Source organism: Sandarakinorhabdus sp. (genome assembly GCF_987265915.1).
Genome location: NZ_OZ503948.1, coordinates 973,064 through 992,757 on the forward strand (window position 1 = coordinate 973,064; position 19,694 = coordinate 992,757).

20 protein-coding genes, 1 tRNA gene and 1 pseudogene are annotated in these 19,694 nt (G+C 65.4%); 12 read left to right on the forward strand and 10 right to left on the reverse strand.

Translation table 11 applies throughout. The annotated features are described in order from the left end of the window. Positions 1-1,186: 1,186 nt before the first annotated feature. Positions 1,187-1,303, forward strand: a pseudogene (locus AC6UUM_RS04610) (PEPxxWA-CTERM sorting domain-containing protein); the annotation flags it as partial. 25 nt (positions 1,304-1,328) lie between these two features. On the opposite strand, the gene fumC reads toward AC6UUM_RS04610, so the two are convergent. Beyond that, positions 1,329-2,714, reverse strand: a complete 1,386-nt coding sequence (gene fumC, locus AC6UUM_RS04615) for a class II fumarate hydratase (RefSeq protein WP_500804165.1) — start codon at positions 2,712-2,714, stop codon at positions 1,329-1,331. Positions 2,715-2,834: 120 nt separating this feature from the next. Between fumC and AC6UUM_RS04620 the strand changes: the two genes are divergently transcribed. Continuing rightward, positions 2,835-4,361 carry an N-acyl-D-amino-acid deacylase family protein gene (locus AC6UUM_RS04620; RefSeq protein ID WP_500804166.1) on the forward strand — a complete coding sequence of 509 codons (1,527 nt, stop codon included), beginning with the start codon at positions 2,835-2,837 and terminating at the stop codon, positions 4,359-4,361. Beyond that, positions 4,358-5,638, forward strand: coding sequence for an alanine racemase (gene alr / locus AC6UUM_RS04625; RefSeq protein WP_500804167.1), 1,281 nt, complete (start codon positions 4,358-4,360; stop codon positions 5,636-5,638). The genes AC6UUM_RS04620 and alr overlap by 4 nt, the downstream gene beginning before the upstream one ends. Before the next feature lie 27 nt (positions 5,639-5,665). Here the strand turns inward: alr and AC6UUM_RS04630 are convergent, their stop codons facing one another. The 3 genes from AC6UUM_RS04630 to AC6UUM_RS04640 are packed head-to-tail and all read right to left on the reverse strand — an operon-like array spanning position 5,666 to position 8,410. Further along, entirely contained in the window at positions 5,666-6,589 is a 924-nt protein-coding gene (locus tag AC6UUM_RS04630) for an MBL fold metallo-hydrolase (RefSeq protein ID WP_500804168.1), read from the reverse strand. A 28-nt stretch (positions 6,590-6,617) separates the two neighbouring features. Next, positions 6,618-7,439, reverse strand: a complete 822-nt coding sequence (locus tag AC6UUM_RS04635) for an enoyl-CoA hydratase-related protein (protein ID WP_500804169.1) — start codon at positions 7,437-7,439, stop codon at positions 6,618-6,620. After that, complete coding sequence (locus tag AC6UUM_RS04640; protein WP_500804170.1) at positions 7,436-8,410, reverse strand: NAD(P)H-dependent flavin oxidoreductase; 975 nt, start codon at positions 8,408-8,410, stop codon at positions 7,436-7,438. Before AC6UUM_RS04640 ends, AC6UUM_RS04635 begins: the two co-directional genes overlap by 4 nt. 81 nt (positions 8,411-8,491) lie before the next feature. Here AC6UUM_RS04640 and AC6UUM_RS04645 point away from each other — a divergent pair, with 81 nt between their 5' ends. The 4 genes from AC6UUM_RS04645 to AC6UUM_RS04660 all read left to right on the forward strand — a co-directional run bounded on the left by AC6UUM_RS04645 (position 8,492) and on the right by AC6UUM_RS04660 (position 13,109). After that, a complete protein-coding gene (locus tag AC6UUM_RS04645) occupies positions 8,492-9,625 on the forward strand; it encodes a helix-turn-helix domain-containing protein (protein ID WP_500804171.1) in 1,134 nt (377 codons plus the stop codon). 88 nt (positions 9,626-9,713) lie between these two features. Then, the gene (locus tag AC6UUM_RS04650) at positions 9,714-11,705 is read left to right on the forward strand and encodes a S41 family peptidase (RefSeq protein ID WP_500804172.1); all 1,992 of its coding nucleotides are present in this window, start codon (positions 9,714-9,716) and stop codon (positions 11,703-11,705) included. A 41-nt stretch (positions 11,706-11,746) separates the two neighbouring features. Beyond that, positions 11,747-12,877, forward strand: a complete 1,131-nt coding sequence (locus AC6UUM_RS04655; RefSeq protein ID WP_500804173.1) for an aminotransferase class I/II-fold pyridoxal phosphate-dependent enzyme — start codon at positions 11,747-11,749, stop codon at positions 12,875-12,877. A 64-nt stretch (positions 12,878-12,941) separates the two neighbouring features. Then, positions 12,942-13,109 (forward strand): hypothetical protein, encoded by a 168-nt coding sequence (locus AC6UUM_RS04660; protein ID WP_500804174.1) that lies wholly within the window; start codon positions 12,942-12,944, stop codon positions 13,107-13,109. A 14-nt stretch (positions 13,110-13,123) separates the two neighbouring features. Here the strand turns inward: AC6UUM_RS04660 and AC6UUM_RS04665 are convergent, their stop codons facing one another. Both AC6UUM_RS04665 and AC6UUM_RS04670 read right to left on the reverse strand, forming a co-directional pair. Then, positions 13,124-13,600, reverse strand: a complete 477-nt coding sequence (locus AC6UUM_RS04665; protein ID WP_500804175.1) for a D-Ala-D-Ala carboxypeptidase family metallohydrolase — start codon at positions 13,598-13,600, stop codon at positions 13,124-13,126. A gap of 101 nt (positions 13,601-13,701) precedes the next feature. Continuing rightward, a tRNA-Gly gene (locus AC6UUM_RS04670) sits at positions 13,702-13,775 on the reverse strand. Between the two features lie 151 nt (positions 13,776-13,926). Between AC6UUM_RS04670 and AC6UUM_RS04675 the strand changes: the two genes are divergently transcribed. Then, complete coding sequence (locus AC6UUM_RS04675) at positions 13,927-14,292, forward strand: BlaI/MecI/CopY family transcriptional regulator (RefSeq protein WP_500804910.1); 366 nt, start codon at positions 13,927-13,929, stop codon at positions 14,290-14,292. Next, a complete protein-coding gene (locus tag AC6UUM_RS04680; RefSeq protein WP_500804176.1) occupies positions 14,289-15,854 on the forward strand; it encodes a M56 family metallopeptidase in 1,566 nt (521 codons plus the stop codon). Before AC6UUM_RS04675 ends, AC6UUM_RS04680 begins: the two co-directional genes overlap by 4 nt. Before the next feature lie 46 nt (positions 15,855-15,900). On the opposite strand, the gene AC6UUM_RS04685 is transcribed toward AC6UUM_RS04680, so the two are convergent. The 4 genes from AC6UUM_RS04685 to AC6UUM_RS04700 all read right to left on the reverse strand — a co-directional run bounded on the left by AC6UUM_RS04685 (position 15,901) and on the right by AC6UUM_RS04700 (position 17,916). Further along, positions 15,901-16,392 carry a GAF domain-containing protein gene (locus AC6UUM_RS04685; RefSeq protein ID WP_500804177.1) on the reverse strand — a complete coding sequence of 164 codons (492 nt, stop codon included), beginning with the start codon at positions 16,390-16,392 and terminating at the stop codon, positions 15,901-15,903. Positions 16,393-16,397: 5 nt separating this feature from the next. After that, positions 16,398-16,919 carry a translation initiation factor IF-3 gene (gene infC, locus AC6UUM_RS04690; protein ID WP_500804178.1) on the reverse strand — a complete coding sequence of 174 codons (522 nt, stop codon included), beginning with the start codon at positions 16,917-16,919 and terminating at the stop codon, positions 16,398-16,400. Positions 16,920-17,044: 125 nt separating this feature from the next. Next, positions 17,045-17,533, reverse strand: a complete 489-nt coding sequence (locus AC6UUM_RS04695) for a GlcG/HbpS family heme-binding protein (protein ID WP_500804179.1) — start codon at positions 17,531-17,533, stop codon at positions 17,045-17,047. Further along, positions 17,533-17,916, reverse strand: coding sequence for a VOC family protein (locus AC6UUM_RS04700; RefSeq protein ID WP_500804180.1), 384 nt, complete (start codon positions 17,914-17,916; stop codon positions 17,533-17,535). Before AC6UUM_RS04700 ends, AC6UUM_RS04695 begins: the two co-directional genes overlap by 1 nt. A 216-nt stretch (positions 17,917-18,132) precedes the next feature. Here AC6UUM_RS04700 and AC6UUM_RS04705 point away from each other — a divergent pair, with 216 nt between their 5' ends. The 3 genes from AC6UUM_RS04705 to AC6UUM_RS04715 all read left to right on the forward strand — a co-directional run bounded on the left by AC6UUM_RS04705 (position 18,133) and on the right by AC6UUM_RS04715 (position 19,692). Continuing rightward, positions 18,133-18,393: a hypothetical protein gene (locus AC6UUM_RS04705; protein ID WP_500804181.1), complete on the forward strand. Its 261-nt coding sequence runs from the start codon at positions 18,133-18,135 to the stop codon at positions 18,391-18,393. A 146-nt stretch (positions 18,394-18,539) separates the two neighbouring features. Next, positions 18,540-18,896, forward strand: a complete 357-nt coding sequence (locus AC6UUM_RS04710; RefSeq protein WP_500804182.1) for a hypothetical protein — start codon at positions 18,540-18,542, stop codon at positions 18,894-18,896. A gap of 16 nt (positions 18,897-18,912) precedes the next feature. Further along, positions 18,913-19,692, forward strand: coding sequence for a winged helix DNA-binding protein (locus AC6UUM_RS04715; RefSeq protein ID WP_500804183.1), 780 nt, complete (start codon positions 18,913-18,915; stop codon positions 19,690-19,692). The last annotated feature ends 2 nt before the right edge of the window (positions 19,693-19,694 follow it).

The window sequence follows — 19,694 nt, forward strand, 5'->3', positions numbered from 1 at the left end:
TGGTCGACCGGCACCGTGAATTGAAAATGACGGAATCGTAAAAAATTCCTTGACGTTGACTTAATTTCTCCCTAACAAATCGTTAACAAAGACATGACGCTCCGGGGCAGCGCTGTTTGGCGCGGGCGGGCGACATGGCGACATTCACGATGGCCACAGGCGCTGCCTGCAACTCCAGGGGTTCAAGTCGATGATCAACACACGGTATCAGCGCGCGCGGTTTGCCATGGTCAGCCTCGCCACAGTCATGCTGGCGATGCCAGCGCTCGCTCAGGAATTTGCTCTGGCACCAGCGCACGCTGAGAAAGCTGAAGCGGCTGCGGCGCAAGCAGTAAAAGAAAATGCGGGCAAAAGTCAGGAAATTGCTGTTGAAAAGGTGCGTGAAATCGGCGCCAAGACAGCGGCAATCGCCTTCGATAGCGCAACGGGCCTTGTGTATCAGCGTTACGGCAACTTGCCGGAAGACCGCAAAGTTGATGTTTACGAAAGCGCCAAATATTTCGATGCCAACAAGCCGACCGTCGGCTTCGACTTGCAGGGTGCGGGCCTGGCGGGCACCTACATGGTTGCGCAGGACTATCAGCTTTATGGCTACGCCCTTGGTGAAAAGGCGGAAGGCAACAGCGCCGTGGCCGCATGGAGCGGCAAAGGCGGCGAATTGAACGGGTTTCGGGACAGCATGCCCGATCTCGGCGCCAACAAGGAGGCCGCAACCTTTGATTGGGGCGGTCTTACTTCGCTCAATTGGCTTCAGGACAATACGGGCACCTATGTTCTGGGCTCCCACGACAGCAACACCTGGTTGCTGTTCAAGATGAAGGGCCTGGACATCGAAAACACCCAGAAATTTGAAGCCAAGAGCCTGGGCTTTGCCTTCATGATGGACGGCACGCTGTACACTGGCGCATCATCGAAGCAAGGCTTGGTGAATCAGGCGTTTAATTTCGAAAAGGGCGAATTCTCCGATGTGAATTATGTGTTCAGCGACCTGATTGGCGACAACACACTGATCACCGGCACGGCCTATGATAGCAAGAATGACCGCTTGTACCTCACCGACAGCGGCAAAGGTGTGATTTTTGCTGTCAACAACGCGCGTGAACTGTTCGCCAGCTTCGGTGGCGGTGGCGGTGGCGGTGGCGGTGGTGGTGGCGGTGGCGGTGGTGGTGGCGGTGGCGGTGGTGGTGGTGGTGGCGGCATTGGCGCCGTGCCGGAACCGGCAACCTGGGCCATGTTGCTCGCTGGCTTTGGCATGGTCGGCTTCTCGATGCGGCGCCGCAAGGCCGCAGCGATGCTGGCCTGACGCGCAGCCCATCTGGCCCCCGCGCTCACCCCAGCATCTTGGCCGGGTCCACGATCGCATCATAGGTTTCCGCAGTCACCAAACCGCTCTTGATCGCGGCCTCCCGCAACGTCAGTCCTTGTGAATGGGCCGTCTTTGCAATGCGGGCGGCCGCGTCATAGCCGATGCTGGGGGCAAGCGCGGTGACCAGCATCAGCGAATTGGTGACACCGCGAGCGATATTGTCCCGGCGCGGTTCCAGGCCATGCAGCAGATTGGTGGTGAAGCTGCTCACCGCATCGGCCAGCAGGCGCACGCTTTGCAGGAAGGCTTGGGCCATCACCGGGCGGTAGGTGTTCAGCTCCAGCAAGCCCTGGCTGTTGGCGAAGCTGAGCGTCGCCTGATTGCCGAACACGGCTGCGCACACCATGGTCAGCGCCTCGACCTGGGTGGGGTTGACCTTGCCGGGCATGATCGAGCTGCCCGGTTCATTTTCCGGCAGCGCCAGTTCGCCCAGCCCGGCGCGCGGGCCTGAGCCCAACAGGCGGATATCATTGGCGATCTTGTGCAGGCTGGTGGCGAGCATGTTCAGCGCGCCGTGCAGGAACAACAGCGCATCCTGGCCCGCAAGTGCAGCAAATTTGTTGGGCGCGGTCACAAAGGGCAGGCCGGTGATGGCGGCGATCTCGGCCGCAACCGCTTCGGCAAAGCCCGGCGGCGTGTTCAGCCCGGTGCCGACCGCGGTGCCGCCTTGCGCCAGTTCATATATGCCGGGCAGCGCCAGCTCGATCCGTGCGATGCCGCCCGCGACCTGCGCGGCATAACCGGAAATTTCCTGCCCCAGCGTGATTGGCGTTGCATCCTGACCATGGGTGCGGCCGATCTTGATGATATTCTCCCATTTCGTCGCCTTGGCGGCCAGATCTTCATGCATGGCGCGCAAAGCCGGCAACAGGCGATCGTGGATCGCGCGCGCCGCCGCGATGTGCAGGGCAGTGGGGAAGACATCGTTGGAGGATTGCGACAGGTTCACATGATCATTGGGGTGCACCGGCCATTTCGCACCGCGCTGGCCGCCAAGCGCTTCGCTGGCCAGATTGGCGATCACTTCATTGGCGTTCATGTTGGTCTGCGTGCCCGAACCGGTCTGCCACACCACCAGCGGGAATGCGTCATCCAGCCGGCCTTCGGCCACCTGCGTTGCGGCGTCCGCGATGGCGGCGGCGATAGTGGGGTCGAGTATACCCAATCGCGCGTTGGTGCGTGCGGCCGCCAGCTTGATCACGCCCAGGGCATGGATGATCGGCAGCGGCATGCGCTCCGTGCCGATGCGGAATTGTTCCAGGCTGCGCTGGGTTTGCGCGCCCCACAGCTCGTCCGCCGCTACGGCGATGGAGCCCATGGAATCCTGTTCGATGCGGGTGTCGGCCATGGCCGCAGCATAGGGCAGCCGCCGGCGCGCAGCGAGGGCCGGGAAACCCGCCTGCCGCAAACAACAAGTGGTCATCGCTGCCCGGCACTGCCACACTGCGCGCAATCAGGGGGGAATGCCATGCGGGTCAGGATATTCGGGCGCGGCGCGGCGGCGCTGATTGGCGCACTATGGGCCGGCGTTGCTGCGGCGACCACGTTGATCAGTGGGGCGGTGGTACATGATGGATCGGGCGCTGCACCCCGGCAGGCAGCGGTGCGCATCGATGGCACGCGCATCGTTGCCGTCGGCGATCTGGCGCCGCAGCCGGGCGAGACGTTGATCGATGGCAAGGGCCTGGTGCTGGCGCCGGGCTTCATCGATGGCCACAGCCACCATGATCGCGATGATTATGCCGATCGCACCATGTTGCCGCTGCTGGCGCAGGGGGTGACGACCATCGTCGTCGGCCAGGATGGCGGCAGCGATGCGCCGTTTGCCGAGATGGCGACGAAATTCAACGCCAAGCCTGCTGCCATCAATGTCGCGGCCTATACCGGCCATGGCTTCGTGCGCGACACGGTGATGGGCAAGGATTACAAGCGCGTCGCCACCGCCGCCGAGGTGAGCAAGATGCAAGCGCTGCTGGCCGCCGATATCAAGGCGGGATCGCTCGGCCTGTCCACCGGCCTCGAATATGATCCCGGCATTTATTCCAGCCGCGACGAAGTGCTGGCGTTGGCCCGCACCACGCAGGCGGGCGGCGGGCGTTACATCAGCCACATCCGCAGCGAGGATGTGGCGGTCGACGCGGCGCTGGATGAGCTGATCGATCTGGGCGCCAAGACGGGCGTGCCGGTGCAGGTGTCGCACATCAAGCTGGGCATGGTCAGCCGCTGGGGCGGTGCCAAGGCGGTGCTGGCCAAGCTGGACGCTGCCCGCGCGCGCGGCATCCAGGTGACGGCGGATGTGTACCCTTATGAATATTGGCAGGCCACGCTGACCGTGCTGTTTCCCAAGCGCGATTTCACCGATTTGGCCGCGGCGCGCTTTGCGCTGACCGAACTGACGACGCCGGCCGGCATGCTGATCGGCTTTTACGCGCCCGATCCGGCGCTGGCCGGCAAGACCATCGCCGAGATTGCCGCCATGCGCGGCGAGGAGCCGGCGAAAACCTATTTGTGGCTGATCCAGACCGCCGAGGCCTGGCGCGCCGCCCATCCGGAAGCGACGCGGGTGGAGTCGGTGATCGGCACCGCAATGGCGCCCGCCGATGTGGCCGATTTCATCGCCTGGCCGCACAGCAACATCTGTTCCGATGGCGGTATCGGCGGTCGCCACCCGCGCGGCGCCGGCACCTTCGGCAAGATCGTCCGCCAATATGTGCGGGAGGACAAATTGCTGACCATGGCCGAAGCGGTGCACAAGATGACCGGGCTGACGGCCGAGCATCTCGGCCTGGCCGGGCGCGGCCTGATCCGCCCTGGTTACCAGGCCGATCTGGTGCTGTTCGATGGGACACGCTTTGCCGACAAGGCCACGGTGGTGCAGCCCAATGCGCTGGCGGTGGGCATGACCATGGTGATGGTGGCAGGCCAGGTGGTGTATCGCGATGGCACGGCGACGGGCGCGTTTCCGGGGCGCTATCTGAAGCGCGGCCAACCATGATTGCCAAGCTGCTTGGTCGTCGCCAGTTTCTGGCCGGGGCGCTGCTGGCCACCGGCGCGGCCGCATCCCCGGTGCTGGTGGCAGACAATCACCGGCTGACGCTGGCACGCGCGGCGCGGCGCAACGGCTGGGTGGAGGTGGATGCCGCCGCGTTCGAGGCGAATATCGATACGGTGCGCAGCGTCATCGGTACGGCCCGGCTGTGCGCGGTGCTGAAGGCCGATGCCTATGGCAACGGCATCGCGCTGCTGATGCGATCGATCATCGCCAAGCGCATCACCGAGGTGGCGATCACCTCGAACGACGAGGCGATGGTGGCGCGCAAGCTCGGCTATCGCGGGCGCATCTTGCGCATCCGCACCGCCACGCCGGACGAGATGGCGGATGGCTTCGCGCTCAACATCGAGGAGCCGATCGGCAATGCCGACGCTGCGGCGCGGCTGGCGATGCTGTGGCGGCAGAAGGCCAAGCGCCGCGCGCTGCCGGTGATCCTGGCGCTGAACAGCGGCGGCATGTCGAGGAACGGCATCGAGCTTTCCACCGATTATGGCAAGGCCGACGCGCGGGCGATCCTGGCGCTGCCGGCGTTGCACATTCGCGGGGTGATGACGCATTTCCCCAGCGAGGAAGGCCCGGATATCCTGGCGCAACTGGCGCGCTATGAAGCCGATCTGGCCTGGCTGCGCAGCGCCGGCCTTGGCCCGGTTGAACGCCACACCGCCAACAGCTTCGCCACGCTGCAACATGCCGAAACGCGGCTGGACATGGTGCGTGTCGGCGGGCTGCTCTATGGCGATCCCGGTTCGGTGAAAACCAGCGATTATGCACCGACCATGGCGATCAAGTCGCGTGTCGCGGCGGTGAACCATTATCCGGCCGGGCAGACGGTGAATTATGATCGCACTTTCCGCTTAGGCCGCGAAAGCTGGCTGGCCAATATCCCCATCGGCTATTCCGACGGCATCCGCCGCAGCTTCAGCCACGCCAACCGGCCGGAATTCCCCGCCGATCTCGGCCGCACCCCACAAGTGCTGATCGGCGGGCAGCGCTTTCCAATCGTCGGCCGGGTGACGATGAATACGCTGATGGTCGATGTGACCGGCCGGCAGAATCGGGTCGCGCTGGGCGATGAAGTGGTGCTGTTCGGCGCGCAAGGCAGCGAGCGCATCACCCAGGCGGAGTTTGAATCCGCCGGCAGCGGCTATGGGCCGGAACTGCTGGCGATGCTGGGGGCGGGATTGCCGCGGGTCCTCAGAAACAGCGTGTTGGCGCGATGATCGGCAGGCCGCGGCGTTCGCGCCCTGTCACCGCCCGATCAGCCCGGCGTTGATGCCCTTGCCCAGGGTAAAGCTGGACGCGACGGCGCCATAGGCCGCGGTCGTGCGGGTCAGCCCGGCCAGCGCCCGCAGCCGCATCGTCGCTTCGATCCCCGTGCAATGCCCGGCCAGAAGATAACGCACGCCGGCTGCCATAAAGGCGGCGGCCGTGCTTGCCAGCCGCGCCTCGTCGACCCGGAACAGGTGCAGGCCGCCGATCACCGCCAGCATCCGTGGCGCGCGCGCAATGCTGGCGGCCTGATCGATGATGTTGACGATGCCGGCATGGCCGCAACCGGTGAGAATCACCATGCCTTCGGCGGTTTCGAACAGCATCGCCTGATCTTCGGGCACCTCAGGCGCGGGTGCGCCGCTGGCAAGCAGCCCGGGTTCATAATTGGCCTCGTCGGTATGGCGCGGCACCTGGCCGGTCAACCACACGCCCGGCAGCAGCTGGGTCGGCCGATCGACGATGATGAAGCGGCCGCCAGTGGCTTCATAGGCAGCGCGGTCGCGCAGGATCGGCGGCTGTTCGCCCCGCCACGGATCAAAGAAATGCGCGGCGACATGAACGCGCGACAGCGCGCGCGGATTGCGGGCCTGCAGGGCCTTGCGCAGCGCCAGCAAGCCGCCGGTGTGGTCATCATGATTGTGGCTGAGCACGACATCCTCGACCGTGGACAGATCGATGTTCAGTTCGCGCGCATTGGCCAGCACGGTGTCGGGCCGCGCCCCGGTATCGAACAGGATGCGCCGGCCATCCACCTCGACCAGCGCGGCATAGCCCCATTCGCCGATATGGCTGTCGCTGAGCATCGTGGACAGCACGGTTATCTTCAGGGCCTTCACTGGCTGCGCCGCCAGCATTGCCGGCCACAACAAGATCAACATCACCGCGATGCGCCTGAACATGGTCGGTCTCCGCGTTGTCGGCGCTGGTTTAGCGGCCGGTGAAATTGGGCGCGCGCTTTTCGCGATAGCTGGTGAAGGCCTCACGGAAATCCGCCGTCCTGGTGGCCTGGTCCTGCTCGTGGTCGGCGGCGGCGAAGGCGGTGCTATAATCTTCGTCGAGCGCGGTCCACACTTGCGCTTTCATCGCGGCGAGACTGCGCGGGGCGCTGAAGGTGGCGATATTCTGCGCATAGGCCCTGGCGTGGGCAAGCAGCTCATCGTCGGCAATGCAGTCGTTGACCAGGCCGAGCGCCTTGGCCTCCGCCCCATCGAAGCGGCGGGCAGTGTAGAGCAGGTCCATGGCGCGGGCCTGGCCGATGAGGCGGGTGAGCAGCCAGGCCGAGCCCTTTTCGCCCGGCACGCCGATGCGCGCGAAGGTGGCGTTGAACAGCGCCGACGCGCCCGCAAAGCGGATGTCGCAATGCAGGGCGAGGATGAAGCCCCAACCGAACGCCGGGCCATTCACCGCCGCGATGGTCGGCTTGCGGCAGGTGATCAGCACCGGCCAGCCGCCGCTGTAATAGGGTGCCAGCTTGGGCCCGATGTCGTCGCCCCATTGCGGTGCGGCATCGGGGTGCGTCTCGACTCGGCCACCACCGCCGGTGCCGATGATGCCCAGATCGAGGCCGGCGCTGAAGCTGCGGCCGGCGCCGGTGATCAGGATCACTTTCGCATCTGGATCGGCACCAGCGCGGGCAACCGCGGCGAAAAAGTCCGTCAGCATCTGCGGGGTGAGCGCGTTCAGCTTTTCGGGCCGATTGAGGGTGATGGTCGCCACCCCGTCCGCCAGATCGTAGAGGATTTCGCTCATGCTGCGAACCGGTTCAGGCGCTGGGCGATGATGCGTTCGGCGTCCGCCATGATGGTATCGATCAACGCTTGCACGGTGGGGATATCGTGGATCAGGCCGGCGACCATGCCGCAGCTCCAGCCACCGGCGTCCATGTCGCCATCGCGCATGATCTTTGGATAGACCCCGGCCACTTCGGCGATGATGTCCTCGAACTTCAGCGCCGGCCCAAGTGTGCGCTCCTTTTCGAGCAGGCGCTCGACGGCGGCATTGTTGAGCACGCGTTCGGTGTTGCGCAGCGGCCGCATGATCAGGCGGGTGTCGAGCTCGGTGGCGGCAACCAGCGCGGCCTTCACATTGGCGTGCACCGGGGCTTCGACCGTGGCGATGAAACGCGTGCCCATGTTGACGCCTTCGGCGCCCAGCGCCAGCGCCGCCACGAGCTGGCTGCCGGTGGCACAGCCGCCCGACGCGACGAAGGGAATCTCCAGTTCCTCGGCGGCGCGCGGCAGCAGCACCCAGTTGCCGACATCATCCTCACCGGGGTGGCCGCCGCATTCGAAGCCATCCACCGACACGGCGTCACAGCCGATCGCCTGCGCCTTCAGGCTGTGGCGCACGCTGGTGCATTTGTGGATCACCTTGATGCCGGCCTCCTTCAGGGCCGGCAGATATTTGGCCGGGTTGTTGCCGGCGGTTTCCACCACCTTCACGCCGCCATCGATGATCGCCTGGATCAGGCCGGGGTAATCGGGCGGGGTCACGCTGGGCAGGAAGGTCAGGTTCACGCCGAACGGCTTGGCGGTCATCGTCTTGCAGCGGGCGATTTCGGCGGCGAGCTTTTCGGGTGTGCCAAGGGTGAGGGCGGTGATGATGCCGAGGCCGCCAGCGTTGGAAACGGCGGCGGCCATTTCGGCAAAGCCGACATAGTGCATGCCGCCCTGCATGATCGGGTGCTGGATGCCGAACAATTCCGTGATGCGCGTCTTCATGTACAAGTCCCCATGATTTTGCGGCAGGCTAACCCGCGTGCCTGCTGGCAGCAATGCCGCGATTGTGGGAGGGTTGGCCCCATGATCGAGTTTGGGGTGTTCAGCATAACGCTGTTGATCGGCTGCGTGCAGGGGCTGGTGCTGGCGGCGCTGCTGTGGCGCGCGCCGGCCAATCGCGCCGCCAATCGCTGGCTGGCGCTGCTGATCGTGGCGGTGGCGGCGCTGATCACGCCCTATATCATCGGCTTTGCCGGCTTTTATGATGCGTATCCTTGGCTCAGCTTTGCGCCGTTCAGCTATACGCTGGCCTTCGGGCCGCTGCTCTGGCTGTATGCGGCCAGCCTGACCGGGCGGGCGCCGGCGCTTGTATGGCCGCATTTCACGGCCTTTGCCGTACAGTTTGCGGCCGATGCGCTGGTGTTTCCGTTGCCGCTGGCCACCAAGAACTGGTGGGATGAGGTCGCGCACGGCCGCTACATCGATCCGGCGTTCACCGTGGGCAGCTTTGTGTCGATGGCCGTCTATGGCCGCATGGCCTGGCGCTGCTGGGCGGATTATCGCCGCTGGCTGGGCGAAAATGTGACGGATGCGGTGGATTTCGATGTGCTGTGGCTGCGCAATTTCCTGATCGCGCTGGGGTTGGTGGTGTGCGTGTGGCTGGGATTTTTCATTGCCAATCTGCGCGATCCGGAGCGCAATTATTTCGATCAATTCTGGCTCTATGTGATCTTCTCCGGGTTGGTGATCTATCTGGGGGTGGAAGGCTGGCGCCATGCCGGCATGCGCTATCCGCTGCCAGGGGAAGTTGTGGCCGCAGCGGTCGAACCAGCCATGACGCCTGCTGCGGCACCGGGGCGTGATTGGGCCGCGATGGGTGTGCGGTTTCTGGCGCAGATCGAACAGCAGGGCCTGTGGCGCGATCCCGATCTGACCGCGACCAGCCTTGCCCGCGCGTTGGGCACCAATGGCAATTACCTCGCCCGCGCCTTCAACGAGGGGCTGGGCGCAAACTTCAACGCCGTGATCAATCGGCGGCGCGTGCAGCAGGTGCAGGCCTGGCTGGCCGACCCGGCGGACAGCCGCGCGATTCTCACCATGGCGATGGATGCGGGATTCCGGTCCAAGGCCAGCTTCAACCGGGCCTTCGCCGAATTTGCCGGCACGTCCCCCAGCGCAGTGCGGGCAAATTCGGCAGGCCCGCGTCTCAAATCCTGAAAACGCGCATTTTTTCAATCATCCGGGCGATGCTGGCCGGGCGGACGGCCAAGGGGGGCGCACCAACCCCGACCCGAAAGGATTGCACATGTCGCGTTCCGCCCTGATCATCAGCCTGCTTGCCTCTGTCACCGTGATGGCGATCGATGGCCCCGGCCCGCTGTGCGCCGCCGCAAAGGCCGAAACACCGGCTGTGGCCGTGCCGGCCGAGATGCCCAACCCGATGTTGTCGCCGGCGCAGGCCGGCAGCGATGTCGCCCTGCTGCGCCGTGCCATGGAAACCATCCATCCCGGCCTTTACCGCTATGTGCCCAAGCGTGATGTCGATGCCGGGTTCGCCCGGCTGGAGGCGCTGGCGCGCGCGCCGATCAGCACGCTTGCCCTGCATCGCGAGATTGCGCGCCTGGTGGCCAGCATCCATTGCGATCACAGCAAGCCGGAATTGCCGGCCGCCATCGAACGCTGGCGCCGGACCAACGCCAGCCATCTGCCGCTGCGCTTCGCCTTGATCGAAGGGCGGATGATCGTGGTGTCGGGCGCATTGCCCAAGGGCGCGGAGATCACCGCGATCAATGGCCGGCAGGTCCCGCAGATCCTCACCGCCGTCGCACCGCTGGTGTCTTATGATGGGGACACCGATCAGCATGTCGCCGTGAAAATCGCCGACGACAGCGATTTGTCGGGCAGCGATCTGGATGAATATTGGCCCGGCCTGTTCGGCGCGCCGACCAGCTGGGACATCGCCTGGAAAATGCCGGGCGATGCAACGACGGCGCCAGCCAAGCTGGCACCGATCAGCTTTGACGCCTGGACGCAGCTGGCCACGGCGGGCGGCAACCACCGCGTGGAGTTTTACAACGGGGTCACCTGGCGCATGGCCGGCAAGACGGCGCGGCTGCGGATCGACACGTTCGTCAATTATCGCAATCCGGTGGCGCCCACGCCATATCTGGGCGGCTTCTTCAAGGCGATGAAGGATGCCGGCACCGAGCATATGATCCTCGATCTGCGCAACAACGGCGGCGGTTCGGAAGATGTGTCGATCGCGCTCGGCCGCTATCTGTTCGATGCGCCGTTCACCTGGTCGAAGCCGGTGCGGTACAAGGCGATCCGTTTTGGCGATCTGCCCAAATATATCGACAGCTGGGGTGATCGCGATGCCTTGTTCAACCCGCCTGAGAGGGATTTCGTGCGCACCGCCGATGGCATGTATGACCGCATTCCGGCCGGCACCGATGAACGCAACGATGACGACAGCACGATCGAACATCAGGTGCTCCCCGTTGCGCAACGTTTCACTGGCCGGCTGACGGTGCTGACCGGGCCGCAGAACGGTTCGGGCGCGACCCGCACCATCGCCTGGCTGAAGGAACGGCGCGGCGCGACGTTGGTGGGCGAAGACGGATCCGGCAGCGCCGAAGGGCCAACCGCCGGGCAGATTTTCCTGGTCACCCTGCCGGCCAGCGGCATCAAGGTGCGCGTGCCCAATGCGTGGAACCGCACCAATATCGCCCGCTTCACGCCGCGGCGCGGGGTGGCGGCGGATGTGCTGGTGGTGCCGACTCTGGCGGATTTCAGCGCCGGACGGGATCGCGCAGTGGAGGTGGCCGCCGATCTTGCAAAGCCGGCGGCGGCGTTGGATGCGGGCGCCGAACTGGCCAAGGCGCTGGCCGGCAACTGGACGGGCCGGTTGGACTATCGCGATTATGGCAACGACACGCGCGAAAGCCTGCCGACCGTGCTGACCGCAAACGGCCTGGCGCTGGCCTGGACCTATGATGACGGGCCGGGCAAGACCATCCGAAGCGCCGAAACCTGGGCGTTCACGCCGGATGGAAAAGCGCTGACCATCACGGGCAAGAACAGCAAGGAACGCATGGCGGTTTCGGAACTGCGCCGCAGCCGCAATGGCGCGCTTACCCTGGTGCTGGATGGCACCGGCGAGGAGAATGACAAGCCGGTGATCATCCGCACGATCCTGACCCGCGACGGCGACACGCTGCGCATCACGAGGCAGAGCCGGACGACCGGCCAGCCGTTCATCATGCGCCACAGCTATCAGTTGCGCCCCGCCGCCTGACCCACTGGCCGTTTGCCGGCCTGCATGGCAAAACACGGTCCATGCAGGCCGGCACCACCATCTTTGAACATATGTCCGGGCTGGCGCGCGCGCATGGCGCGGTCAATCTGGGGCAGGGCTTTCCGGATTTCGGCTGGCCCGAAGCGGTGCTGGCCGCCGGCGCAGACGCCATCCAGCACGGCAACAATCAATATCCGCCGATGCGCGGGCTGCCCGAATTGCGCGCCGCCGTCTGTGCCTTTTACGCGCGACGGCAGGGGTTGGCGCTCACGCCTGCCCAAGTGATCGTCACGTCGGGCGCCACCGAGGCGCTGGCGGCCAGCATCATGGCGGTCGCGGCGCCGGGCGATGACGTGATCCTGTTTGCGCCGGCCTATGATGCCTATGCGCCGCTGGTGCGCCGTGCCGGTGCGGTGCCGGTGTTCGTCGATCTGCAGCCGCCCGATTGGCAGGCCAGTGCCGACGCGATTGCCGCCGCCATCACCCCGCGCACCCGCGCCATATTGCTCAACACGCCGCACAATCCCACCGGCAGCATCGCCGGCGCCGCCATGCTGGCGGGAATCGCCGAACTGGCGGCCGCGCATGATCTGATCATCATCAGCGATGAGGTGTGGGAAGAAGTCATCGTCGGTGCCGCGCCGCATGTCTCGCCGTTTGCTTTCGCGCCGGAACGCACCATCAAGATCGGTTCGGCGGGCAAATTGCTGGCGCTCACCGGCTGGAAGGTCGGCTGGGTGGTGGCACAAGCCGGCTTGGCCGAGCGTGTGGCGCAGGTACACCAGTTTCTTACCTTCACCACGCCGCCGCCCTTGCAGGTGGCCGTCGCGGCCGGGCTGGCGCTGCCGGATGATTATTTCGCTGCGACCCGCGCGCGGTTCGTGGCCGCGCGCGATCGGCTGGTGGCGGCGCTGAGCGCTGGCGGCTGGCGACTGTTGCCGGCGCAAGGCAGTTATTTCGTGATGGCCGATCTGGCAGCATCGGGCGTGACCATGCTGGATCGCGATTTCTGCGAGGCCGCTGTTGCCAGCGCCGGCGTCGCGGCTATCCCCCTTGGTGCGTTCATGCCGGATGGTGGGCAAACAAAGTTCATCCGGCTGTGTTTTGCCAAATCCGATGCAGTGCTGGATGCTGGAGCGGCGCGCTTGAACGCAGCGCGCACGAACCTGTGACGATGCTTGACTGTATTGCTTGAGTAGTGCACATGCGCAACGGCGAAATATTGGGAACCGGATCATGGCAGAGCGGCGCGTGAATGGCGGCAACGTGGTTTCCACCGGCATCGGCTTTGGTTCGGCGCTGGCCATCACCATCAGCTGGAGCCTGCACAAATCCCTGCTGTGGGCGGTTATCCACGGCATTTTCGGCTGGTTCTACGTGATTTATTACGCACTGACGCGCTGATGCGCGGCCCGCCCCTACCCTGGCAGCCCCTGCTGATACAGCATCCCCGGCCGGCCGCCGCCCTTTGACGTCGCGGTGAGCACCTGCCGGCGCGGCGCGCGGCCCGGCGCGAGGCTCACGTGCACCCAGCCCGACGCCGGATCGCCCGGCACATGCGCTTCCAGGATTAACTGATCAAAGGCCAGTTCGGCGGCGATCCACCGCGCCAGCTGGGCATTGGCCAGGCCGGGGATCTCGATGTCGGCCGCCTCACCCAGCACATGCTGGCTGCCGCGCGCCCCGCCGATGGCGCGATTGAGCGCCGGGGAGCGATAACCACTGTTCACCACCACCGCCCGCCCGAAATTGCGTCGCACCGGTTCCAGCAAGGACTCGCACAACAGCGCCAGCGCATCGATCACGTGCCGATCTGGCACATTGTCGATTCCCCGCCGCGCCGCGGTCTGGCTTCTGGTGAATTCGCGCAAGTGAAAGTGCTTCGAAAGCTGCATGGCGATGCCCCTCCAATCAATTGGGGGCAGGCATTTATCACAAACCGGGGGGTGTAGGAAAATCAGCAGCTTGCGCGGTGCGTGTGGCCGGCAACGATCGATGGAGCGGGTAGCGGGAATCGAACCCGCGCGTCGAGCTTGGGAAGCTAGCAGGCTACCATTACATCATACCCGCGCTCTGGGTGGGCATTGCCATGGTGGTGGGCGGCGGTCAACCGGTCACGTGCCAGGGTCGGCCTGTATGGGCCATGCAACACGGCGCTTGACGATTACAGGTGTAAACGATATTGCGATGACAGATGTAATCGACTCGCAAGGCGGACATGATGACCGAACGGATCAGTGAAGCCGAATGGCAGGTGATGGAGGTGCTGTGGGCCAACAGCCCGCTCACCGCGCAGGCAGCGGCGGTGGAACTGGCCGGCATGGGCTGGACGCTGGCAACGGTGAAGACCTTGCTGTCGCGGCTGGCCGCAAAGGGCGCGGTGTCCACCACGGAAGATGGCCGGCGGTTCCTTTATGCGCCGGCGGTGGCGCGCGGCGACATTGCGGCGGGGGAATCGCGGCGGCTGGTCGATCGGCTGTTCGGTGGCCGGGCGACGCCGCTGGTGGCGCATCTCGCCGAGCGCGGCGAGCTTTCGCGCGCTGACATCGCCGAACTCGAAGCCCTGATCCGGGAGTTGAAGCAATGACCGACTGGCTGGTGGAATCCCTGATCGGCAGCAGCCTGTTGATGCTGCTGGTGCTCATCCTGCGCCGCCCGGTCGCGCGCCTGTGGGGGCCGCAGTTCGCCTATGCGTTGTGGGCGCTGCCGCTGCTGCGCATGATCCTGCCGCCGCTGCCGGGCTGGCAATCCCTGTATGAGCCAGTGGCCGCGGCGCGGCCGGATGGCGGTTATGCGGTCGCGATCATGCCGGGGGCCGATGCGGCGCTATATACGCAGCCGTTGCCGGCCGCTGACAATGGTTCGGTGCTGGGGCTTGTGTCCGATTGGCCGACGTTGCTGCTGATCCTGTGGGCAGTGGGTGCCGCGGTATGGCTGGCGACGCAATGGACGCGACACTTGCGCTTTGTTGGCCAGGCGGTGCGGGAAGGCACGCCGCTGACGACGGCTGGCGGTGTGGAGGTGATCATGTCCACCCATGTGCCCGGCCCGATGGCGGCGGGCATCTGGCGGCGGCGCATCCTGCTGCCGGCGGATTTCCTGGCCCGCTACAGCGCTGCCGAACGCCGCATGACCTTGCTGCACGAAGGCGCCCACCATGATCGCGGCGATCTGCTGGCCAATCTGGCCGGGCTGCTTATGCTGGCGGCGCATTGGTGGAATCCGCTGGCGCACATGGCCTGGCGGGCGTTTCGCGCCGATCAGGAACTGGCCTGCGATGCCACGGTGCTGGCCGGCAGCGATGGCGACACGCGGGCCACCTATGGCCAGGCCGTGCTGAAATCCGCCTGCGTGGCCACACCTGTGGCGGCGTGCGCCATGAACCACAAATCCCAATTGAAGGAACGCATTGCCATGATGAAGGATCGCCCTATCGGTTTGCTGTCGCGCGCTGTGGGCGGCCTGTTGTTGGCCGGGTTGGCCGGCGTGGCGCTGGCGGCCACGGCATCGGGGGATCAGCCGGCCCCGCCCGCACCACCGGCCCCACCGGCCCCGCCAACTGCAGCCGAACTGCCGGTCCCGCCGCGCGCCAGTGAACTGCCGATGCCGCCCGCCGCCCCGGCGCCGCCTCCTGCCGGCAAGGTGATGGTTTTCAAGCACAAGGGTGCCGGCAAGGACGGCAAGGATCAGATCGTGCAGGTGATCGTGAAGGACGGCCCCGGCGCCATGGCAGATGCGCACGACCTGGATGTTGCCGCGCTGGAAGCCGAACTTGCCGATGCCGCCCACGAAACCCAGGCCGATCATGGCCGCCGCATGGTGATTGTGCGCCGGCACGCCGAGGCCGCCAGTGCGCACGCGGCCGAAGCCGGCAAGCGTGCCGAAGCCGCAATGGCGAATATGCGGAGCGAGCTGCGCGCCGATTGCGCCAGGCAGGGCATCACAATGCCGGCCGAGGCCGATGTCGGCGCGCTGGCGGTGTGTGGTCGCGATATCCAGAAGGAAGTGCGCGAGGCCATGGCCACCGCCCGCAAGGCGATTGCCGACGCGAAATGGTTGTCGGACGAAGAGCGCAAGCGCGCGCTGAAGGGACTTGAGCAGGCCGAATCGGGTGTTCGCCGGGAGGTTGTCGCCACTATCCGCCGATAAACCGGCCGACGCACTCTGGCTGGCCCCCTTGGCCAGTGCGTGGTGGTCAGCTCAGGGCACTGGCGGCGATCAGCAGCCTGACCGCCGTTTCCAGCCCGGCCCGGTCGTCTTCATCGAAGCGACCGGGCCTTGGGCTGTCGAGATCGAGCACGCCGATCACCGTCCCACCGACGACCAGCGGCACCACGATTTCGGATCGGCTGTCGGCATCGCAGGCGATATGGCCGGGGAAGGCGTGGACGTCGGGCACGACCTGGGTTTCTTGGAGGGCCGCCGCCGTGCCGCACACACCGCGGCCCAGCGGAATGCGGATGCAGGCCGGCTTGCCCTGGAACGGCCCCAGCACCAGCTCGCCGCCCCGCATCAGATAGAAACCCGCCCAGTTGAGATCAGGCAACTGATGGAAGATCAGCGCCGCCATATTGGCCATGTTGGCGACAAAATCCCGCTCATCGCTGATCAGCGCGGCGAGTTGCCGGCTCAGGTCACGATACTGGTCCGGCTTGGGGCCGGAAAGGGCGGCTGCAGCGAAGGACATGCGGATCAGCGCGGCGCGATGACCATCAGCATCTGGCGGCCTTCCAGGCGGGGCAGTTGCTCCACCTTGGCCAGTTCTGTCGTGTCGTCGCGCACGCGTTCCAGCAGCTTCAGGCCAAGCTCGCCATGGCTCAATTCGCGGCCGCGGAAACGCAAGGTGAGCTTCACCTTGTCGCCTTCTTCCAGGAAGCGATGGATGGCCTTCATCTTGGTCTGATAATCATGCTCGTCGATGTTGGGACGCATCTTGATCTCCTTGATCTCCTGCGTCTTCTGGTTCTTGCGTGCGATGGCGGCCTTTTTCTGCGCCTCGTACTTGAATTTGCCGACATCGAGAATTTTGCACACCGGCGGATCTGCCCCAGGCGAGACCTCAACCAGGTTCAGCCCGGCTTCCTGCGCCATGGCCATAGCCTCGCGCGTGTAGAGAACGCCGAGATTCTCACCGTCCTGATCGATGACCCTGACCTTGGGCGCCCGGATGAATTCATCATAAAGCGGCCCGGAAATCGGCGCGGGCGTGTTCATGAAACGGCGTGGTGGCGGTGGTATGACAGTCTCTCCTGAGTCTTTGGCCTGTGCCGGCCCGCAGCCCCAATAGCGCGGCAGCGGGGGCAGCGGCAAGAGGCGCTGTCCCGGCCCTTTTCGTCAGCCTATTTTCCGGCAGCGAGTTGCTGTTCGAGTGCCGTGATTCCCGCTGTCGCAATCAGCCCGTCTTCCTGGGATGTGCCGCCCGATACGCCGACGGCGCCGATGGTCTTGCCGCCCAGCTTGATGGGGATGCCGCCTTCGGACGCGACCACCGCGCCGGGGAAGGTCAGATAGCGTAACTGACCTTCCTTTTGCAGCCGCTGTTCGAACAGTGCCGTCGGATTGTTGAGCCGAGCCGCCGTCTGCGCCTTGCCGCTGGCAATCTCCGGCCCGGCCATTGAGGCATCATCCATGCGGCGCAGCGCGATCGGCACGCCAGCGAAATCAACGACCACGATCGTCACCTTCACGCCACGCTTTTCGGCTTCGGCCTGTGCGGCTTCGGTGACGATCTTCGCCCCCGCCAGCGTCAGCACCGGCTTGTCCTTCACCAGTTGGGCAGCAGTTGGGCCGGCGAGCGCCAGCGCCGCCAGCAGGGCCAGCGCACGCATCAGGCGGGCATCCGGTGCAGGGCGCACAATTTGTTGCCGGCCGGATCACGCAAGTAAGCCAGATACAACGGCCCCATGCCGCCGGCGCGCACGCCGGGCGGGTCTTCACAGGCGGTGCCGCCATTGGCCAGACCGGCGGCGTGCCAGGCATCGGCCTGTTCCGGGCTGGCCATGGCAAAGCCGATGGTGCTGCCATTGCCATTGCACGCCGGATTGCCGTCGATCGGCGGGGTGATGGCGAAGATTCCGGTGGGCGTCATCCAGAACACCCGGCCCTTGTCGTCGGCAAAGCCCGGCGCGACACCGGTGACGCCCAGCGTGGCATCGTAAAAGGCCTTGGATGCGGCGGTATCGTTGGCACCGACCATGATATGGCTGAACATCGCGAATCTTCCCCTTTGGTGTTTGTTGCTCTCCATCCAAGCATGGCTGCGGGCGGGTGTCGAGATGGCGGCTTTGCGTCCGGTTTGGAGCTTGTTGGCCTTGCGATTGGTTAGCAGTTGGTTAATCCTGAGGGCGGGTCAACAAGGGGTTGCAACGTGCTCAGACAAGGAATTGCACCGTCGGAAAGGGACGTGTGTGGTGGTTGGCAGCTATGCTTGGCCGAAATCCCGATCGAGGAGGCTGAAAAGATCAGCCTGATGTTCCAGATCATGGGCTGGTCGGTCGTGATTGGCGACCAAGGGGTGGTTGCCGGGGCGCAGTCGGCACGCCTGTCGATGCGGGCCGCTGGCAATATCATCAGGGTTGCCTGTGATGACCGGCAGGTGATGGCGCAGATGGCAGCGGCTGGCCTTGATCGGTTGGTGATGCCGGTCTCGCTGCCGGCGCTGGAACAGCTGATGGTTTTTGCTGGCTAACCATTTTGGTTGCACAACCAAGCTTGCACCCGGCCGTTGCCATGGCCGGGCGGCGCCGGGCCGTCGTGGCAGGAGCCGCTGTGACTGCAATGCAGCCTGAATTTGCGCATCCAGACCGTGCGTCTGACCGGGACCCGGATCGGGCTATGGCCTGTGCTGGCCCGAACCCGGCTGGACAGGCCGGCGTCGCGCCACAGCTGCCGTTGCGGCTGGCGCTGTTCGGTTTGCCGCCGGCCCTGGCCGAACCGGTGGTGATGATTGCCGACATCCTGGGTTGGGCCGTTTGCGAAGCCCCACCGGGCCCGGCCATGTTGCCGCCGGCCGATCTGTGCCTGGCCATGCTGCCGGCCGACGCAGGCGCGCCGCTGTCGCCGATCGCTGTCTGGTCACCCAACAAAAACCTGAATGAACTTATTTCCCGCCAAGGACTGTCCATATTGGAGCAGCCTCCCTGCATTCAGCAACTTGAGCAACTGTTACAAATTTCTGCCGATTGGCCGTGAGCGCGGGGGCGCAGTGATGATGATGGATGCCGGGCAGGATGCAGGCTTTTCCCAAGGCTTTGGTTCAGGTGATTTCGCGCCGGCAGGGCAGGTCCCGCGCGTGCAGATTGCGTCGGCTCGCCCGCCGGATGACGGCCGGATCAACATCTTGCGAAAGACAGACGGGCATGATTTGGATGGCAGCGCCCCGAATCGAACCGGCGTCGAAGCCATTGGGGTCGGCCGGGCCGGGCTCGATCTGCTGGCACTGCAGGCGCTGGCCGGCCAGATGCGATCAGGGCAGTTCGGCGCCGATCCAGGCGGATCGGAACAGGCCATGACAATTGCACGCCAGGTGGCCGACATGGCGCAGGGGCTGGCGGCGCTGGCCGATCGTCTGGTCGGGCAAGGGACGGCCGTGCCGGCCGAAACCATCGATGTGGCCGAAGGCGATTGCGTCGCCTTTCTGGAAAGCCAGTTCCGCATCCGGCGTCTGCGGGCGCGGCACCTGCCGGCGCTGTCGCTGGGGGAACCGGCGTGGGACATTTTGCTCGATCTGGCGGTGGCGCAGTATTGGCGGCGTGAAACCTCGGTCACCAGCCTGTGCATCGCGGCCGATGTGCCCAGCACCACGGCGCTGCGCTGGATCAACAGCATGACACGCGAAGGGCTGATCGTGCGCCGCCCTTGCCAGCGCGATGGGCGTCGCAGCTTTCTGGCTATCGCGCCAGACACGTATCAGGCGATGCTGGCGATGGCGGCCGACAGTTTGCGCACCGAACAAAGGGTGCGGGCGCGCTACCAGCGCGCCGCATGAGC

What these genes read in the sequence shown, in the direction of transcription:
- infC (WP_500804178.1), bottom strand. Translation starts at nt 16,919, where the DNA reads ATGAACACGCCCGCGCCGATTTCCGGGCCGCTTTATGATGAATTCATC.
- AC6UUM_RS04645 (WP_500804171.1), top strand. Translation starts at nt 8,492, where the DNA reads ATGATCGAGTTTGGGGTGTTCAGCATAACGCTGTTGATCGGCTGCGTG.
- AC6UUM_RS04715 (WP_500804183.1), top strand. Translation starts at nt 18,913, where the DNA reads ATGATGATGGATGCCGGGCAGGATGCAGGCTTTTCCCAAGGCTTTGGT.
- AC6UUM_RS04685 (WP_500804177.1), bottom strand. Translation starts at nt 16,392, where the DNA reads ATGTCCTTCGCTGCAGCCGCCCTTTCCGGCCCCAAGCCGGACCAGTAT.
- AC6UUM_RS04660 (WP_500804174.1), top strand. Translation starts at nt 12,942, where the DNA reads ATGGCAGAGCGGCGCGTGAATGGCGGCAACGTGGTTTCCACCGGCATC.
- AC6UUM_RS04620 (WP_500804166.1), top strand. Translation starts at nt 2,835, where the DNA reads ATGCGGGTCAGGATATTCGGGCGCGGCGCGGCGGCGCTGATTGGCGCA.
- AC6UUM_RS04640 (WP_500804170.1), bottom strand. Translation starts at nt 8,410, where the DNA reads ATGAAGACGCGCATCACGGAATTGTTCGGCATCCAGCACCCGATCATG.
- AC6UUM_RS04650 (WP_500804172.1), top strand. Translation starts at nt 9,714, where the DNA reads ATGTCGCGTTCCGCCCTGATCATCAGCCTGCTTGCCTCTGTCACCGTG.
- AC6UUM_RS04700 (WP_500804180.1), bottom strand. Translation starts at nt 17,916, where the DNA reads ATGTTCAGCCATATCATGGTCGGTGCCAACGATACCGCCGCATCCAAG.
- AC6UUM_RS04680 (WP_500804176.1), top strand. Translation starts at nt 14,289, where the DNA reads ATGACCGACTGGCTGGTGGAATCCCTGATCGGCAGCAGCCTGTTGATG.
- AC6UUM_RS04675 (WP_500804910.1), top strand. Translation starts at nt 13,927, where the DNA reads ATGACCGAACGGATCAGTGAAGCCGAATGGCAGGTGATGGAGGTGCTG.
- AC6UUM_RS04665 (WP_500804175.1), bottom strand. Translation starts at nt 13,600, where the DNA reads ATGCAGCTTTCGAAGCACTTTCACTTGCGCGAATTCACCAGAAGCCAG.
- alr (WP_500804167.1), top strand. Translation starts at nt 4,358, where the DNA reads ATGATTGCCAAGCTGCTTGGTCGTCGCCAGTTTCTGGCCGGGGCGCTG.
- AC6UUM_RS04655 (WP_500804173.1), top strand. Translation starts at nt 11,747, where the DNA reads ATGCAGGCCGGCACCACCATCTTTGAACATATGTCCGGGCTGGCGCGC.
- AC6UUM_RS04710 (WP_500804182.1), top strand. Translation starts at nt 18,540, where the DNA reads ATGGCCTGTGCTGGCCCGAACCCGGCTGGACAGGCCGGCGTCGCGCCA.
- AC6UUM_RS04695 (WP_500804179.1), bottom strand. Translation starts at nt 17,533, where the DNA reads ATGCGTGCGCTGGCCCTGCTGGCGGCGCTGGCGCTCGCCGGCCCAACT.
- AC6UUM_RS04630 (WP_500804168.1), bottom strand. Translation starts at nt 6,589, where the DNA reads ATGTTCAGGCGCATCGCGGTGATGTTGATCTTGTTGTGGCCGGCAATG.
- fumC (WP_500804165.1), bottom strand. Translation starts at nt 2,714, where the DNA reads ATGGCCGACACCCGCATCGAACAGGATTCCATGGGCTCCATCGCCGTA.
- AC6UUM_RS04635 (WP_500804169.1), bottom strand. Translation starts at nt 7,439, where the DNA reads ATGAGCGAAATCCTCTACGATCTGGCGGACGGGGTGGCGACCATCACC.